The following is a 16,327-nucleotide window of genomic DNA, read 5'->3' on the forward strand; positions in this document are numbered from 1 at the left end:
GCGGAAGGAACCTTCAATGCGAAGAGTTGCTGTCGTACTCGCCTGCCTGGCCGTAGCCGTCTCGGTCCTGCTCGCCCCCGGAAGCTCTGCCGCCCCCGCGGACGTCGGTCCGTCGTACTACGCGTTCAAACTGCCCGCCGGTACTAGTCCTAATACCTTCCCCGCCCCACCGCCCCAGTCGGTCGCGGCCCTGGTGCGGGACGGATTCGACATCAGCCACGGTCACGTGTTGGTGGCCACTCGGGCTGAAGTCGATCAGCTGCGCGACCGTGGGGTGCAGCTGACCAAGATCGGCAACGTGTATCAGCCGGTCGCGCGGGCGGCTACCGGTACGACGTACTACGGCGGGTATCACACCGTGCTCGGTCATGAGCAGCACAACGCGTCGGTCGCCGCGGACCACCCGGAACTCGTGCGGCTTTACGACATCGGTGACTCGTGGAAGAAGACTCGCGGGCAAGGCGGTCACGACATCCAGGCGTTGTGCATCACCAAGTTGGCGGCGGGGGACTGCGCGCTCAACACGTCGGGGAAGAAGCCTAAGTTCGTGCTGCACGCGCAGATCCACGCGCGCGAACTGTCGACGGGTGAGCTGGCGTATCGGTGGATCGACCTGCTGGTCACGTCGTACGGCAAGGACCCGGAGATCACCTCGCTGCTGGACACTCGCGAGCTGTGGGTGATCCCGATCGCGAACCCGGACGGGGTGGACGTGGTCGCCGCGAAGCCGTCGGAACCGGTGCTGCAACGGAAGAACGTGGACAACAGTGCTGGTGGTTGCCCGGCAACCGATGCGGGCGTCGACCTCAACCGGAACTCCGGCTTCCAGTGGGACGCGGCTCAAGGTAGGCCGTGTGAGGAGACCTATCCCGGTACCCGTGCGGTGTCCGAGCCGGAAACCGTCGCGGTACAAGGGCTTCTGGAGAAGATATTCCCGGACACGAAGGGCGAGGTGGGATCGCCGGCCACGGCTGACACGACCGGGGTGTTCCTGACCCTGCACAGTTTCGGCAACGACATCCTCGCGCCGTACGGGTACACGAACACGGACGCGCCGAACAAGGCAGCGCTGGTTGCCCTGGGCAAGAAACTTGGTGCGTCGAACGGGTATCCGGTCTACACCGGCGACGGCGGTGTCGGGTACTTCGCCCCGGGCTCGACCGACGATTGGCTGTACGGCACCCGTGGCGTCCCGTCGTACACGTTCGAGATCGGCCCGGACACAGGTGCCTGCGGCGGCTTCTTCCCGGCGTACTCGTGCATGGACTCCACGTTCTGGCCCGCGAACAGGCCGGCCTTCCTGTACGCCGCCCGCGCCGCCGCCACGCCGTACGGCAAGCTGCCGTGAGGGCTACCTGCCAGTAAGGTCCTCCTCATGAGTGGACGGAGTAGAAGCACCACCGGTCTTGCGGGGCTGTTCGCCGTGCTCGGCATCCTGCATTTCGCCAAGCCGAAGCCGTTCGAGCAGATCATCCCGCGGGCTCTGCCTGCCAAGAAGCAACTGGTCTACGCCTCCGGGGCGGCCGAGCTGGCCTGTGCCGCCGGTCTGCTGCACCCGCGGACCCGGCGCGCGGCCGGGCTGGCGAGCGCGGCCCTGCTGGTCGCGGTCTTCCCGGCCAACGTCCAGATGGCGCTCGACCTCAACCGCAAGGGTTCGACAACCGCGGCGGCGATCGGCTTCGCCCGGCTGCCCCTCCAGCTCCCGCTCATCCGTGCCGCTCTGAACGCTGCCCGCGAGACCCGCTGACCCGTCACCCTTGCCCCCTGTGGAAAAGTGGTGAGAGCAATCGCCTGAGACGGATATCCTCTTGGGCGACCGTTGTTTTCCTTTCCTACTGGTATTTGCTGGAGATTCCCGTGATTCTGCGCATGTCGTCGTTGTTCCTCCGCACCCTTCGCGAGGACCCGGCGGACGCGGAGGTCCCGAGCCACAAGCTGCTCGTCCGCGCCGGGTACATTCGCCGCACGGCCCCGGGGATCTACACCTGGCTGCCGCTCGGCCTGAAGGTGCTGCGCAACGTCGAGCAGATCGTGCGCGACGAGATGGACGCGATCGGCGCGCAGGAACTGGTCTTCCCGGCGCTGCTGCCGCGCGAGCCCTACGAGGCGACCGGCCGCTGGACGGAGTACGGGCCGAACCTCTTCCGGCTGAAGGATCGCAAGGGCGCCGACATGCTGCTCGGTCCGACCCACGAGGAGATGTTCACCCTGGTGGTGAAGGACCTGTACTCGTCGTACAAGGACCTGCCGCTGTCGATCTACCAGATCCAGAACAAGTACCGCGACGAGGCGCGGCCGCGGGCCGGCGTGCTGCGCGGGCGCGAGTTCGTGATGAAGGACTCGTACTCGTTCGACGTGGACGCCGACGGGCTGCAGGCGTCGTACGAGCTGCACCGCAAGGCGTACATCAACATCTTCGACCGGCTCGGCTTCGACTACGTGATCGTCAAAGCGATGTCGGGCGCGATGGGCGGCTCGGCGTCCGAGGAGTTCCTGGCCATCGCGGAGAACGGTGAGGACACCTTCGTCCGCTCCCCGGGTGGGTACGCCGCGAACGTCGAGGCCGTCGTGGTCCCGCAGGCGCCGGCCGTCGACGCGTCGGCCGTGCCCGCCACCGAGGTGGTGGACACGCCGGACACGCCGACGATCGACACCCTGGTCGACGCGCTGAACGCGAAGCACCAGCGGACCGACGGTCGCGAGTGGACCGCCGCGGACACGTTGAAGAACGTGATCGTCATGCTCGTGCACCCCGACGGGACGCGCGAGCCGCTGGCGATCGGCGTACCGGGGGACCGGGCGATCGACGAGAAGCGGCTCGGCGCGCAGGTGGATCCGGCCGAGGTGGTCGCGTTCGAGGACGCCGACTTCGAGAAGAACCCGGCGCTCGCGAAGGGGTACATCGGTCCCGGCGTGCTCGGCTCCGAGAACGCCTCGGGCATCCGGTACCTGCTCGACCCCCGGATCGCCGAGGGGTCCGCGTGGGTGACCGGTGCGGACAAGACCGGGTACCACGTCATCAACCTGGTGCATGGCCGCGACTTCACCGCCGACGGCACGATCCAGGCCGCCGAGGTGCGCGACGGTGACCCGGCGCCGGACGGATCCGGCCCGCTGTCGTCGGCCCGCGGGATCGAGATGGGGCACATCTTCCAGCTCGGCAAGAAGTACGCCGAGGCCCTCGACCTCAAGGTGCTCGACCAGAACGGCAAGCTCGTCACCGTCACGATGGGCTCGTACGGCGTCGGCGTGACCCGTGCGGTCGCCGCGATCGCCGAGGGCAACCACGACGAGCTCGGCCTGGTCTGGCCGCGCGAGATCTCGCCCGCCGATGTCCACCTGGTTGCCACTGGCAAGGATTCCGAGGTGTTCGAGAAGGCGGCGTCGATCGCGGCGGAGCTGGAGTCCCGCGGCCTGTCGGTGCTGTACGACGACCGCGAGAAGGTGTCGCCGGGGGTGAAGTTCAAGGACGCCGAACTGATCGGCGTCCCGACCATCGCCGTCGTCGGCAAGGGTCTCGCCGACGGCACCATCGAGGTCAAAGACCGCCGCACCGGCAACCGCACCGACGTCCCGGTCGCCGAAATCGTCGACCACTTGGTCGCAGTCGTCCGCAGTTGACCCCACCGGCCGTCTGACAACTGGATCGACCCACCCGCTCAGCCCCGGAGTCCCCACCTTCCAAACGGAGGTGGGGACTCCGGCGCATGCGGCGCGCCCCCGGACTGCCACACCACTCACTGGATCGGGGAGCCTTCTTCGCGGCGACTGGTGCGGCTTTCTTACCGCTATACGTGCATTTCCCTCGCACGATCCGCCACAGAGGTAGGCCGGTCTGTGCGGGTCCACCTTGGGCACCGGTCAGGCGGCTCTTTGGGTGATGCGCGACTGGCCCGTGCTCAAGGTGCGGCTGGACAGCTCCAGTGACCGGCGTGGCTTCGAAGGAAGAACCCTGTCGCAGAAAGACGTGGCCCCGGCGACATGACCTAGGTCAGCGGTCCACCGGGGCTTTCATCGGCATGCTACCGCCGAGAGGAAGTCACGGGCGGACCCAGACGGTCCAGCGTTCCAGGCGGTGGTAGTTGAGGCGGGCGTAGACCGGTTGGCCGTTGTCGCTGGCGATGAGGGCGGCGGGCTGGTCGGGGTACTGCGTGGTCGCGGCCCAGGTGATGGCGGCGCCGGCTCCGCGACCACGGGCGGCGGGCAGTACGGCGACGTTCTCGACGATCGTGATTCCTGCGGCGGAGTGGGCGACCGAGGTGGCGAGCGGGATGTCACCGTCGTACCCGAGCCAGATGGTGGACGGGCCGTCGAGGATGGACGGGTGGTAGATCAGGCCGGGCTGATGCGGTTGCAGTTCGGGGAAGGGGTAGCCCTCGATCAGGACGCGTTCGGCTTCCGCGAGGCCGGCCTCATCGGTCACAGCACGGAGCTGCAGATCGGTGCTGGGCGGCGTCGTCATGGTGGAGGGGAACCGCAGCATCAGCGGGGGATGGCCGGCCAGGGCGAGCCCGTGTTCGCGGAGATCGCGGGTCGGCCAGGCGCTGACGAACAGGTAGGGCACGTTGTTCGGCAGTTCGCGGGCGGCGTCGGCGATCACCTCGGCCGGATCCACCGGCTGCTTCGGCACGATCCAGTTGGTCAGCGGCCCGCGATCCCCGAGAATCCCGCCCGCCCAGACGTCCCCGTCGTACCAGGGCCGGCCCGCTCGCCGCGCGGCGTCGGTCGCCCAGGAAGCGTGCGCGAGGACCGCCTGCCGGACCAGCGAGTCGGCCGCCTCAAGGTCGGGCTCCCAGCCGGTCGCGAGCTGCTCACCCTCGGGCGGCAGGATCGAAGAGGCCATCCATTCACTGTTCCACCGCCCGGGCTGACGCACCACCACCCGCCTTCAGCATCTCCAGCACGCAGCGATCTCCTCACCAACCGCAGCGGGGCGCCGTTGTTGTTGCTGTCACAGCTTGTAAGGGTTGAGCTGAATAATGCCCTTACCTGATCATCGATGCGTGATCGTATTCTGCCTGGTGCGCCGCTGTGCCTGACGTAACTCTCTGGACCCTGATCTTCCTGGTGATCGCGGCCTTCTCGGCCGGGTGGATCGATGCGGTCGTCGGTGGCGGTGGGCTGATCCAGTTGCCGGCGATGCTGCTGGGGTTGCCGAACGCGTCGCCGGCGCAGATCCTCTCCACGAACAAGATCTCCTCGTTGTGCGGTACGACGACGAGTGCGGTGACGTTCGGGGTCAAGGTGCGGCCGGATCGGCGTACCGTCCTGCCGCTGACGATCCTGGCCGGGCTCGGGGCGGCCGCGGGGGCGTTGGTGGCGACGAAGATCCCGATGTCGTGGTTCAAGCCGATCGTGCTGGTGCTGCTGGTGGCGGTTGCCGTTTACACCGCGATGAAGCCTTCGCTGGGAGCCCGTACTGCGTTGCGGTTCGACGGGCAGACGCACTACGCGGTGGCGGGCGCGGTCGGTGTGCTGATCGGGTTCTACGACGGTGCGGTCGGGCCGGGGACGGGGTCGTTCCTGATCTTCGCGTTGGTCGGGTTGCTCGGCTACAACTTCCTGCAGGCGAGCGCGAAGGCGAAGATCGCGAACGTCGCGACAAACCTCGGGGCGATCGCGGTCTTCGCGGCACACGGCTCACCGCTCTGGGCACTCGGCCTGACGATGGGCGTCGCCAACATGCTCGGCGGCCTGCTCGGCGCCCGAACCGCAGTCGCCCGCGGCAGCCGCTTCGTCCGCATCATCTTCCTGACCGTCGTCTCCGCCCTCATCCTCCGACTCGCCTACGACATCTTCTTCGCCTGACAGTGAAGGCGTCCTGGGCCTTGGTCGGCGTACCAGTCGACAGGCGGTGGTCGGTTGTGAGGCGCAAATTTCGGTGGGTTCAGGCGTGAAGGTTTGCCGATGAGCGGACTACCTCCTGTCCATCGGTACGCAAATACCCCGGCTGTGTCGGCAGCAGACCCCGGACGTGGAGCGGTCGGGGTGGTTGGAGAGGGTTGGGCATGGTTGATTACGACGGGCGGTTGCATCGGGTTTATGCCGCGGGGCGGGGGCTGGACACGGAGAGTCTGCGGTTGTGGATGCGGGAGTTTGCGCGGTTGGTGCCCGCGGAGCGACCGTTGGCGGTGCTGGATCTGGGGGCGGGGATCGGGCGGTTCACGCCGGCGCTGGCGGAGGAGTTCGGTGGGCCCGTGTACGGGGTGGAGCCGTCCGCGGGGATGCGGGAGCAGGCGATCGCGGGAGCAGCCCATCCACGGGTGACGTATCTGGACGGGGCGGCGGAGGACATCCCGTTGCCCGACGACAGTTGCGACGTGGCGCTGGTCTATCTCGCGTTCCACCACTTCGCCGACCAACGGCGCGCGCTGCGGGAGTTGAGACGAGTACTACGGCCTGGCGGCGTGGTTCTGTTGCGGACCCAGTTCGCGGACTCGATGCCGGATCTGCCTTGGTACAAGTACTTCCCCTCGGCACGGGCCGTTGATGCGGGGATGTACCTGACGCTCGCGGAGACCCGCGCGCTGGCGGAGGCGGCCGGGCTCGTGCCGGACGAGGAGCCGGTTTGGGCGACCGTTGAAGGTCCGCGGACCTTGCAGGCGTCGTACGAGAGGGTGCGGACGAGGGCGCTGTCCACCTTCGAACATCTGCCGGCGGAGGAGATCGAGGCTGGCTTCGAGGAGTTCGAGCGGGACGCGTCGGCTGACCCCGATCGTCCGCTGCCTTTGTTCCCGGCTGCGGTGCTCGTGCTCAGGTGCCCAAGCGGATCCTGAGTGCTCAGGTGCCCAAGCGGATCCTGAGTGCTCAGGTGTCCCAGTGGACCTTGACTGCGGAGGGTTTGCGGAAGACGAGGCCGTGAGGGGCGGGGGATTCCGGGTCAAGGCGGAGGTCGGGGAGTTGGAGCAGGCGGGTCAGGGCGGTGAGGGCTTCGAGGCGGGCCAGGTGCATGCCGAGGCAGATGTGGGGGCCGCTGGCGAAGGCGAGGTGTCGGCGGGCGTTCGGGCGGCGTACATCGAACGTGTCGGGGTCTGAGAAGACGAGAGGGTCGCGGCCGGCGCCGGCCAGGGAGACGATGACGAAATCGCCTCGGCGGATCGAGGCGCCGGCCAACGAGATGTCGCGGGTGGCGTAGCGGTCCACCACCGCGGCGGCCGGCTCCAAGCGGAGGGATTCTTCGACGGCATTCGCAAGCAGCGACGGATCGGCCAGAACCAGGTCGAGCTGCGAGCGGTGGTTGAGGAGATGCCAGAGGGCGTTGGTGATCATCCCCTCGGTGGTCTCGATGCCGCCGAACATCAGCACCGCGGCATTCGCGACCACCTCGTCGACCCCCAGACCCGCGCGCGCCGCCTCGGCGACCAGTGAGGGGGAATCGATGCCCGCGGCAACATGTGCGTGCAGAAGGGCGAACGCCTCCGCACCTTCCGCGGTGACCGGCCGCCCGGCCGAGACGCCCGTGACCGAATCCGAGATCGCCTCGTACCACCCGAGCACCGTCGCGGCCGAGGCAGGCGGCAAACCGAGAGAGTAGGCGACCACCGCCACCGACAACGGCCCGGCGACGGTACGACGCAGGTCGGAAGAGCCGGAAGCCACAATCGCGCCGACCAGATCGTCCACGGTCTGCGAGACCACATCCGCAAATCGAGCTCTCGTCTCCGCCAGCCCGAACGGCTTCTCAAAAGGAGCCCGGTGCGCGGCGTGCGCAGTACCGTCCAACGACAGCATCGACGGCCCCACCACCTGCGCCGTCGAGAATCGCGGATCGTCGACCGTGAAGGTCTCTGGATCACGCATCACCTGCATCGCGTGCTCCCGGCTGCTCACCACCCAGCCGTTCAACGCGTCGACCCACCCGACCGGCCGCAGCGCCGCCAGCGCCGGGTGCGGGTCGTCTTCCAGCTCGGCGAGAGTCGTCATCGAGACCGAGCGTACGATGCAGACCACAGGCTCAACTGGTATTGCTGAGACAGATTGGAGGCCAACGACTCAGCGAGGCAGCGGGTTACGGAAGGGGAACTGAAGCCATCTAGGGTGTGGGCCATGTCTGAGAACCTGGTGCTGCTTCCTGCCGTGGATGTGGCGGATGGTCAGGCTGTCCGGCTGGTGCAGGGCGAGGCCGGCAGCGAGACCTCGTACGGCGATCCACTGGCCGCCGCGCTGGCCTGGCAGGAGGCCGGGGCCGAGTGGATTCACCTGGTCGACCTGGACGCCGCGTTCGGTCGCGGCAGCAACCGTGAGCTGCTCGCGGACGTGACCGGCAAGCTCGACGTACACGTGGAGCTGTCCGGCGGGATCCGCGACGACGACTCGCTCAAAGCGGCCCTCGCAACCGGTGCGCGCCGCGTCAACATCGGCACCGCCGCGCTCGAAGACCCCGAGTGGTGTGACCGGATCATCCAGCAGTACGGCGACCGGATCGCGATCGGCCTGGACGTCCGCGGCCGGACCCTCGCGGCCCGCGGCTGGACCAAGGAGGGCGGCGACCTCTACGAGGTGCTCGAGCGCCTCGAGGCGGCCGGCTGCGAGCGGTACGTCGTCACCGACGTGACCAAGGACGGCATGCTCCAGGGCCCCAACCTGGACCTGTACCGCGACCTGTGCGCGCGCACCGCCAAGCCGATCATCGCCTCCGGCGGAGTCTCCAGCCTGGACGACCTCAAAGCACTCGGCACGCTCGTCAAGGACGGCGTGGAGGGCGTGATCGTGGGTAAGGCACTGTATGCCGGCGCGTTCACCCTGACCGAGGCACTCGAACTCACCCGTGGAGGCGACAAGTGAGGCTTGCCGACAAGCTGGCAGGTAAGAAGGTCCTGGTCACCGGCGCCACCGGGTTCGTCGGTGAGGCGCTGCTGCACCGGATCCTCGGCGAGCTGCCGACCACGACCGTGGTCGCGATCATCCGGCCGAAGGGCTCGCTCAAGGGCACCGACCGGATGGCCCAGTTGCTGAAGAAGGACATCTTCAAGCCCTTCTACGGCGAGAACACCCCGTACGCCGACGCCGAGGCGCTCACCAACGCCCGGATCGAGGTCGTCGAAGGCGACCTGTCCGACGTGCCGGAGTTGCCGAAGGATCTCGACATCGTCGTGCACTGCGCCGGCGACGTGAGCTTCGACCCGCCGATCCACGAGGCGTTCACCACCAACGTGCTCGGCACCAAGAGCCTGCTCGAGCGGATCGTCGAGACAGGCAGACCGGTTCACTACGTGCACATCTCCACCGCCTACACGGCCGGTCGCCGCCGCGGCGCGATCCCCGAGGCCCCGGTCGAGCACAACGTCGACTGGCGGACCGAGGCCGAGGCCGGGATGGCGATGAAGGCCCGGATCGAGGAGGCGTCCCGCGGCGCCGCGATGCTGGTGAAGTTCCGCAAGGAGTCGGAGAAGCTGCACCGCCGGGCCGGTCACCTGACCGCGGCGGCCGACACCGAGCGCCGGCGTACCGAGTGGGTCGCGAAGAAGCTGGTCGAGACCGGCACCGAGCGGGCCCGCAGCCTCGGCTGGACCGACTGCTACACGTTCACCAAGGCACTCGGCGAGCGCGTGGTCGAGGAGTTCTCGAAGACGCTGCCGACCTCGATAGTCCGGCCGGCGATCATCGAGTCCGCGGTGCAGAGCCCGCACCCGGGCTGGATCGAGGGCTTCAAGATGGCCGAGCCGCTGATCCTGGCGTACGGCCGCGGTGAGCTGCCGGAGTTCCCGGCCAGCCCCGACTCGGTGGTCGAGATCGTGCCGGTCGACCACGTCGTCGGCGCGATCTGCGCGGTGATGGCGACCGAGCCCGAGCTGTCGAAGCCGGAGTATTACCACGTCAGCTCCGGTGCGCGGAACCCGCTGACCTTCGAGCAGCTGTACGCCGGCGTGCGGGCGTACTTCTCCAAGCACCCCTTCGACCTGGGCGAGCGGGGCGCCGTCCGGCTGCCGGTCTGGAAGTTCCCCGGTGGCGAGACGGTGGAGACCCTGCTTCGGCACGGCGAACGCGCGCACAAGATCGCCGACCAGATCATCACCCACGTCCCGCGCGGCGAGCGCACCCGCAAGTACGCCCGCGAGCTCGACGTACAGAAGCGCCGGCTGGACTTCCTCCGCCGCTACATGGACCTGTACGCCGAGTACGCGCAGGCGGAGCTCCAGTTCATCGACGACAACGTGCTCGCGTTGCACAACGCGCTCGAGGGTGACGACCAGGAGAAGTTCTGGTGCGACACGTCGATCGTGGACTGGCAGTACTACCTGCAGGAAGTCCACTGCCCGAGCGTGACGGACTCGCTGCGCCGGCTGGACGTCGTACGGAAGAAGCGGAACAAGGCGCTCGCGGAGTCCGCGGGCTCGTTGAAGAAGCTGGACCCGTCCGACGGCGGCGAGATCATCGCCGCGTTCGACATGGACGGCACGCTGCTGTCGTCGAACGTGATCGAGACCTACCTGTGGATGCGGCTGCCCGAGCTGGACAGCCACCAGCGGGTCGGCGAGATCGGGGCGATGCTGCGCAAGCTGCCGAAGCTGATCGCGGCCGAGCGCAAGGACCGCGGCACCTTCCTGCGCACGATCTACCGCCGCTATGAGGGTGCCGATCTGGAAGAGCTGAACCGCATCGTCGACGAGGTCCTGGCCGAGCACGTACTGGAACGGCTCAGTGGCGCGGCCGTCCGGCGGATCCGCGAGCACAAGGCCGCCGGTCACCGCACGATCCTGATTACCGGCGCGGTCCGCCCGCTGACCCGGCCGCTGGAGCCGTTGTTCGACGAGATCGTCGCGGCCGAGTTGGCCGTCGACGACCGAGGTCGCTGTACCGGGTTCCTCACCGGACCTCCCCTGGTCGGCGAGTCCCGGGCCGCGTGGATCAAGCACCGCGCCCGCGGTACGAACATCGACCTGTCCAAGTCCTTCGCCTACGCCGACAGCCACTCGGATCTCCCGATGCTGCAGGCCGTCGGCAACCCGGTCGCCGTGTCGCCGGACGTGCCGCTGTTCCGGGCCGCCCGGGCCGCGCGCTGGCAGATCGTCGACTGGAAGACCCCATCCACCTCGTCCCGCCTGGAGATCCCTGGGGTGAACGCCCGATGATGCTCGCACTCGAGATGTACCGGTCGCCGGCCAAGTTCCTGGCCGCGAAGGCGATGGGGAGCCGGATCCCCGGCATCCTGACCGGCCCGGCCGCGCCGCTGCGACTCGTCACGATCAACGAGCCGAAGGCCGACAAGGAGGGCTGGGCGCGGATCCGGCCGATCCTGTCCGGTATCTGCGGCTCCGACCTCGGCATGGTCACCGGTCACACCAAGCTGTACTTCTCGGCGCTGGTGTCGATGCCGTTCGTCCCCGGTCACGAGATCGTCGGCGAACTGCTCGACGACTGCGAGGACCTGCCGAAGGGCACCCGCGTCGTGATGGACTCGGTGCTCACCTGCGCGGCCCGCGGCGTCGAGCCCTGTGCGGGCTGCGTCTCCGGCCGCACCAACCGCTGCGACCGGATCACCGTCGGCCACGTCGCGCCCGGACTCCAGACCGGCTTCTGCCAGGACACCGGTGGCGGCTGGGGCAACGTCATGGTCGCCCACCGCAGCCAGCTGTACGCCGTACCGGACGGTCTGTCGGACGAGCGGGCGGTCCTGACCGAGCCGCTGTCGGGCGCGGTGCACACCGCATTCAGGGCCAAGGTCGAGCCGGGGCAGTCCGTCCTGGTGAGCGGTGCGGGCGCGGTCGGGCTGTTCGCGACTCTCGCGCTGCGCGAGCTGACCCAGGCCGGCCGGATCACCGTCGTCGCCAAGCACCCCAAGCAGCGTGAGCTGGCTCGGGCGTTCGGCGCGAGCGACGTGGTCGCGCCCGACGAGGTCTTCCGCGGCGTCCGCCGGGCCACCGGCGCCTTCCGGCTGAAGCCGGAGCTGAACGCCAAGGAGTTCCTGCTCGGCGGTGTCGACGTGGCCGTGGACGCGGTCGGCAGCAAGGACTCGATCGACACCGTGCTGCGGGTGACCAAGGCAGGCGGCCGGGTGGTCCTGGCCGGCATGCCGTCGACGGGCGCGGACCTGTCGCCGGTGTGGTTCCGCGAACTGGAGCTGACCGGCACGTATGCCTCCTCGCGGGTGGAGCCGAACGACCGGCCCGCCTTCGAGACCGCGCTGGAAATCGCCGCGAAGGCCCCGCTGGACGGGATCGTCGGGGCGCGGTACCCGCTCTACCGGTGGCGTGAGGCGCTGGACCACGCACAGTCCGCCGGCCGTTTGGGGACCGTGAAGGTCGCTTTTGATGTGAGGGCTTCATGACTGGCCCGTCGAACGTACGACGAGAGAGGTTCTGACATGTCTCGGCCAGGGTTTGTGCTTGAGGTGGACGACCGGACGCCGCCGCTGCTCGTGCACAACGGTGAGGGATTCCTGCTGGAGCGCTTCCCGCTCGGCACCCGGGTGGTGTACCCGCCGGAGGCGCTGCCGCCGGTGCGCGACGTGGAGGAGGCGATCCAGAACGCGTTGCTGAACCCGCTCGAGTCGGAGCCGCTGCCGGAACTCCTGTACGCCGGGATGCGGCTGACGATCGCGTTCGACGACATCTCCATCCCATTGCCGCCGATGAAGAAGCCGGACATCCGGCAGCGCATCATCGAGGCCGTGCTGACGATGGCCGCGGACGCCGGGGTCGACGACGTCGAGCTGATCTCCGCGAACGCGCTGCACCGCCGGCTCACCCCGAACGAGCTGCGCGACATCGTCGGCGAGCGGGTGTTCCGGTCGTTCTTCCCCGACGGCAAGCTCTACAACTTCGACGCCGAGGACCGCGACAACCTGACTCACCTGGGCCAGACCCGGCACGGCGAGGACGTCGAGATCTCCAAGCGGGCGGCCGAGTCCGACCTGCTCGTCTACGTGAACGTGAACCTGGTGGCGATGGACGGCGGCCACAAGTCGACGTCGATCGGGCTGGCGTCGTACAAGTCGCTGAAGCACCACCACAACAGCCACACGATGATCCACTCCCGGTCGTTCATGGACCACAAGGCCTCGAAGATGCACGAGTCGGCCTGGCGGATGGGCGAGGTCCTGACCCAGCACGTCAAGGTCTTCCAGATCGAGACCTCGCTGAACAACGACATCTTCGGCGGTCCGCTGGAGTTCCTGCAGAAGCGCGAGTGGGAGTGGTCGATCAAGGACCAGGCCTCGATGCTCGCGACCAAGCGCGGCCTCGACCTGGCCCCGGCCAAGATGCGGCACAAGATCTTCACCGACGTCCGGTCGAACTACGGCCTGACCGGGATCCACGCCGGCAAGATCGAGCCGGTGCACGACAAGACCCTGGATAACGTGCACCGCCAGCACCTGGTCGAGGTGCAGGGTCAGTCCGACGTCGCGATCATGGGCGTGCCGTTCATCGGCCCGTACAACGTGAACTCGGTGATGAACCCGATCCTGGCCGCCTGCATGGGACTGGGCTACTACTTCAACTCGTACCGGGGCAACCCGATCGTCCGCAAGGACGGCGCGGTCATCCTGTACCACCCGGTCGACTACGAGTTCAGCCAGCTGCACCACCCGTCGTACGTGGACTTCTTCGAGGAGGTGCTGTCCGAGTCGACCGACCCGGCCACCATCGAGGCGAAGTTCGAGAAGCAGTACGCCGAGGACCCGTGGTACATCCACCTGTACCGGACGTCGTACGCGTACCACGGCGTGCACCCGTTCTACATGTGGTACTGGATCTCGCACGCGCTGGACCACTGCGGCGACATCGTCTGGGTCGGCGCGAACCGCAAGACGGTCGAGCGGATGGGCTTCCGGTCCGCCTCGACGCTGCCGGACGCGCTGGAGATGGTGAGCCACTCGGTCGGCCGGTCGCCGTCGATCACCTACCTGCACAACCCGCCGCACCTGCTCGCGGACGTGCGCTGACATGGGTACGAATCTGGTGAAGTTCAGCCGGGACACCGCGCGGGACGTTCGGGTGGTTGCGCGCGGCTGGCGGTGGGGCCGTCGGCCGCAGGTGCCGCGCTCGGCCGAGCCGTACGTGATCCCGCGGGAGAAGTCGGTCTTCCCGACCAAGTGGGCCCGGACGCCGGCAGCGATCGCCGTCCGGGAGGTGCTGCAGAAGGGCGCGCTGAACTCCGTCCTGCGGTTCGAGGTGAACCCGCAGGTCAGCGGGCTCGACTCGTTGCTCAAGCTGGACGGGCCCGCGCTGATCGTGGCGAACCACTCGTCGCATCTCGACACCCCGCTCGTGCTTTGCACGCTGCCGGACGCGATGCGGCGAAAGACCGCGGTGGCCGCCGCGGCCGACTACTTCTTCGACACCTGGTGGCGGGCGACGGCTTCGGCGATCGTGTTCAACACGTTCCCGATCGAGCGCCGTGGCGGCAAACTCAGTTCGCAGCCCGGCGATCTGCTCGCGGACGGGTGGAACGTGGTCGTCTTCCCTGAGGGCACCCGGTCGCCCGACGGGTGGATGGAACGGTTCCGGATGGGTGCGGCGTACCTGGCCGTGGAGCACGGCGTACCGGTGGTCCCGGTCGGCATCAAGGGCTCCTTCGCCGCGATGCCTCGTGGTCGGGGCTGGCCGGTGCCAGGTCGACCTACGGTCGCGGTCCGGTACGGCGATCCGTTGCGGCCGGCTGAGGGTGAGAGTGCGCGTGACTTTGCGCCTCGGATCTCGGCTGCGGTCTCGGCCTTGCTGGACGAGGAGTCGACCACCTGGTGGGAGGCCCGCCGCCGGGTCGCCGCCGGCACGTCGCCCTCCCAGTCCGGCCCGGACGCGGCCCGCTGGCGCCGAGTCTGGGAGTCCACCGCCCCCATCAAGCCCGCCGCCACAAAACGCCGCGCCTGGAAGTAAGCGGCGGAGTGTGGTGCTGGGCTTGCGGTCTGTGCAGGTGAGGCGGTCTCGGCGGCCGTCGGGTGGTCCGGACAAGGTCGGCGGATCGGTAGGCTTGGGCGCATGAGCCTTGCCGTGCGAGTGATTCCCTGCCTGGATGTGGATGCCGGGCGGGTGGTCAAGGGTGTCAACTTCGCCGACCTGCGCGACGCCGGGGACCCGGTCGAGATGGCCCAGGTGTACGACGCGGAGGGGGCCGACGAGCTGACCTTCCTCGACATCACCGCATCGTCGGGATCACGCGAAACGACGTACGAGGTGGTCCGGCGGACGGCCGAGCAGGTGTTCATCCCGCTCACGGTCGGTGGCGGCGTACGGGAGGCGGCCGACGTGGATCGGCTGCTCCGAGCCGGTGCGGACAAGGTCGGCATCAACACCGGCGCGATCGCGCGGCCCGAGGTGATCCGGGAGATCGCGCACCGGTTCGGCAACCAGGTGCTCGTGCTGTCCCTCGACGTACGGCGATCCGCGGAGCAGCCGAGTGGGTTCGAGGTGACCACGCACGGCGGACGCCGGTCGGCCGGGCTGGACGCGATCGAGTGGGCCCAGCGCGGTTGCGAACTCGGCGCGGGCGAGATCCTCCTCAACTCGATGGATGCCGACGGCACCAAACAGGGCTTCGACCTGGAACTCATCCGTGCGGTCCGCGCGGTCGTCGACGTACCGCTGATCGCCAGCGGGGGAGCGGGCGCGCCCGAACACTTCCCGCCGGCGGTTGAGGCGGGCGCGGACGCAGTACTGGCGGCGAGTGTCTTCCACTTCGGCGACCTGCGCCTCGCCGACGTCAAGAAGTCCCTCCGCGACGCAGGCATCGTGGTCCGGTGAGCGACATGCTGGCCCAGAACCACCCAACCTCGGCAGACCGGGAACGCCCGGAGAGCAGCAGCCTGATCGCGGACGTCGAACAGGAACTCTCCGTCCTCCTCCGCCGCTCCCGCTCCGCCTCGATGCAACTCGCCCGCCGAGTCCACCCCGAGATGGACGCCGCCGGCTACGCCCTGATCTCCCAGATCGAACAAGGCACCTCCGCCGGCGGCCCCGGCGTCCGCGCCTCCGACGTCGCCCAAGCCCTCGGCCTCGACAAATCCACTGTCAGCCGAGGCCTCACCCAACTCGAATCCCTCGGCCTGATCGAACGCGTAGGCGACCCCGACGACGGCCGAGCCCGTCTCCTCCGCCTCACCGACTCCGGCGCCGCCTCCTTCGGCGCGATGCGCACCCAACGCCGAGCCCAGTTCCGAGCCATCCTCAACCGCTGGGACCCCCCAGACCTCGCCGATCTGGCCCGCCTACTCTCCCGCTTGAACTCCGACCTCAGCTAACGGGGCCGAGAGGACCTTGAACAACAACACGGGACCGTGAACTAGCCACAGGTTGTTCACGGTCCCGCGTTCTTGTTCAAGCCACGTGATTCTGTGCCCGATCAGGCATGGTGGGGGGTGGTCTTGGGGCACACCTGGGTGGGACTG

At 68.4% G+C, this 16,327-nt stretch carries 14 protein-coding genes; 12 read left to right on the forward strand and 2 right to left on the reverse strand.

The window, feature by feature from the left end; genetic code table 11:
* Positions 1-16: 16 nt before the first annotated feature.
* The 3 genes from EV643_RS12915 (at position 17) to EV643_RS12925 (ending at position 3,621) form a co-directional block, all read left to right on the forward strand.
* Positions 17-1,348, forward strand: coding sequence for a M14 family zinc carboxypeptidase (locus EV643_RS12915; RefSeq protein ID WP_133800266.1), 1,332 nt, complete (start codon positions 17-19; stop codon positions 1,346-1,348).
* Between the two features lie 27 nt (positions 1,349-1,375).
* A complete protein-coding gene (locus tag EV643_RS12920) occupies positions 1,376-1,747 on the forward strand; it encodes a DoxX family protein (RefSeq protein WP_133800267.1) in 372 nt (123 codons plus the stop codon).
* 110 nt (positions 1,748-1,857) lie between these two features.
* The gene (locus EV643_RS12925; protein ID WP_133800268.1) at positions 1,858-3,621 is read left to right on the forward strand and encodes a proline--tRNA ligase; all 1,764 of its coding nucleotides are present in this window, start codon (positions 1,858-1,860) and stop codon (positions 3,619-3,621) included.
* 418 nt (positions 3,622-4,039) lie between these two features.
* On the opposite strand, the gene EV643_RS12930 is transcribed toward EV643_RS12925, so the two are convergent.
* A complete protein-coding gene (locus tag EV643_RS12930; protein ID WP_133800269.1) occupies positions 4,040-4,843 on the reverse strand; it encodes an N-acetyltransferase in 804 nt (267 codons plus the stop codon).
* A gap of 188 nt (positions 4,844-5,031) precedes the next feature.
* Between EV643_RS12930 and EV643_RS12935 the strand changes: the two genes are divergently transcribed.
* Entirely contained in the window at positions 5,032-5,808 is a 777-nt protein-coding gene (locus EV643_RS12935) for a sulfite exporter TauE/SafE family protein (protein WP_133800270.1), read from the forward strand.
* A 200-nt stretch (positions 5,809-6,008) separates the two neighbouring features.
* Positions 6,009-6,776 (forward strand): class I SAM-dependent methyltransferase, encoded by a 768-nt coding sequence (locus EV643_RS12940; RefSeq protein ID WP_238165548.1) that lies wholly within the window; start codon positions 6,009-6,011, stop codon positions 6,774-6,776.
* 31 nt (positions 6,777-6,807) lie between these two features.
* On the opposite strand, the gene EV643_RS12945 is transcribed toward EV643_RS12940, so the two are convergent.
* Positions 6,808-7,923, reverse strand: coding sequence for a cytochrome P450 (locus EV643_RS12945; protein ID WP_133800272.1), 1,116 nt, complete (start codon positions 7,921-7,923; stop codon positions 6,808-6,810).
* Positions 7,924-8,046: 123 nt separating this feature from the next.
* Between EV643_RS12945 and priA the strand changes: the two genes are divergently transcribed.
* The 7 genes from priA (at position 8,047) to EV643_RS12980 (ending at position 16,180) form a co-directional block, all read left to right on the forward strand.
* Positions 8,047-8,784 carry a bifunctional 1-(5-phosphoribosyl)-5-((5-phosphoribosylamino)methylideneamino)imidazole-4-carboxamide isomerase/phosphoribosylanthranilate isomerase PriA gene (gene priA / locus EV643_RS12950; RefSeq protein WP_133800273.1) on the forward strand — a complete coding sequence of 246 codons (738 nt, stop codon included), beginning with the start codon at positions 8,047-8,049 and terminating at the stop codon, positions 8,782-8,784.
* Entirely contained in the window at positions 8,781-11,072 is a 2,292-nt protein-coding gene (locus EV643_RS12955) for an HAD-IB family hydrolase (protein WP_133800274.1), read from the forward strand. The genes priA and EV643_RS12955 overlap by 4 nt, the downstream gene beginning before the upstream one ends.
* Positions 11,069-12,268 (forward strand): zinc-dependent alcohol dehydrogenase, encoded by a 1,200-nt coding sequence (locus tag EV643_RS12960; protein ID WP_133800275.1) that lies wholly within the window; start codon positions 11,069-11,071, stop codon positions 12,266-12,268. The genes EV643_RS12955 and EV643_RS12960 overlap by 4 nt, the downstream gene beginning before the upstream one ends.
* Positions 12,269-12,304: 36 nt before the next feature.
* On the forward strand, positions 12,305-13,885 hold the full coding sequence (gene larAH, locus EV643_RS12965; RefSeq protein WP_133800276.1) for an NPN-dependent hydroxyacid isomerase, LarAH14/15/16 family: 1,581 nt from the start codon (positions 12,305-12,307) through the stop codon (positions 13,883-13,885).
* Between the two features lies 1 nt (position 13,886).
* A complete protein-coding gene (locus EV643_RS12970) occupies positions 13,887-14,819 on the forward strand; it encodes a lysophospholipid acyltransferase family protein (protein WP_133800277.1) in 933 nt (310 codons plus the stop codon).
* A gap of 102 nt (positions 14,820-14,921) precedes the next feature.
* Positions 14,922-15,683 (forward strand): imidazole glycerol phosphate synthase subunit HisF, encoded by a 762-nt coding sequence (hisF, locus tag EV643_RS12975; protein ID WP_133800278.1) that lies wholly within the window; start codon positions 14,922-14,924, stop codon positions 15,681-15,683.
* 5 nt (positions 15,684-15,688) lie between these two features.
* Positions 15,689-16,180 (forward strand): MarR family winged helix-turn-helix transcriptional regulator, encoded by a 492-nt coding sequence (locus EV643_RS12980; protein ID WP_133800418.1) that lies wholly within the window; start codon positions 15,689-15,691, stop codon positions 16,178-16,180.
* Positions 16,181-16,327 lie beyond the last annotated feature (147 nt).

Source organism: Kribbella caucasensis, from assembly GCF_004361855.1.
In the GTDB taxonomy this organism is placed as follows: domain Bacteria; phylum Actinomycetota; class Actinomycetes; order Propionibacteriales; family Kribbellaceae; genus Kribbella; species Kribbella caucasensis.

Bases quoted from the DNA above. Each gene is read 5' to 3' on its own strand.
- EV643_RS12945 (WP_133800272.1), bottom strand. From the start codon at position 7,923: ATGACGACTCTCGCCGAGCTGGAAGACGACCCGCACCCGGCGCTGGCG.
- priA (WP_133800273.1), top strand. From the start codon at position 8,047: ATGTCTGAGAACCTGGTGCTGCTTCCTGCCGTGGATGTGGCGGATGGT.
- EV643_RS12960 (WP_133800275.1), top strand. From the start codon at position 11,069: ATGATGCTCGCACTCGAGATGTACCGGTCGCCGGCCAAGTTCCTGGCC.
- EV643_RS12920 (WP_133800267.1), top strand. From the start codon at position 1,376: ATGAGTGGACGGAGTAGAAGCACCACCGGTCTTGCGGGGCTGTTCGCC.
- EV643_RS12915 (WP_133800266.1), top strand. From the start codon at position 17: ATGCGAAGAGTTGCTGTCGTACTCGCCTGCCTGGCCGTAGCCGTCTCG.
- EV643_RS12980 (WP_133800418.1), top strand. From the start codon at position 15,689: ATGCTGGCCCAGAACCACCCAACCTCGGCAGACCGGGAACGCCCGGAG.
- hisF (WP_133800278.1), top strand. From the start codon at position 14,922: ATGAGCCTTGCCGTGCGAGTGATTCCCTGCCTGGATGTGGATGCCGGG.
- EV643_RS12930 (WP_133800269.1), bottom strand. From the start codon at position 4,843: ATGGCCTCTTCGATCCTGCCGCCCGAGGGTGAGCAGCTCGCGACCGGC.
- EV643_RS12970 (WP_133800277.1), top strand. From the start codon at position 13,887: ATGGGTACGAATCTGGTGAAGTTCAGCCGGGACACCGCGCGGGACGTT.
- larAH (WP_133800276.1), top strand. From the start codon at position 12,305: ATGTCTCGGCCAGGGTTTGTGCTTGAGGTGGACGACCGGACGCCGCCG.
- EV643_RS12940 (WP_238165548.1), top strand. From the start codon at position 6,009: ATGGTTGATTACGACGGGCGGTTGCATCGGGTTTATGCCGCGGGGCGG.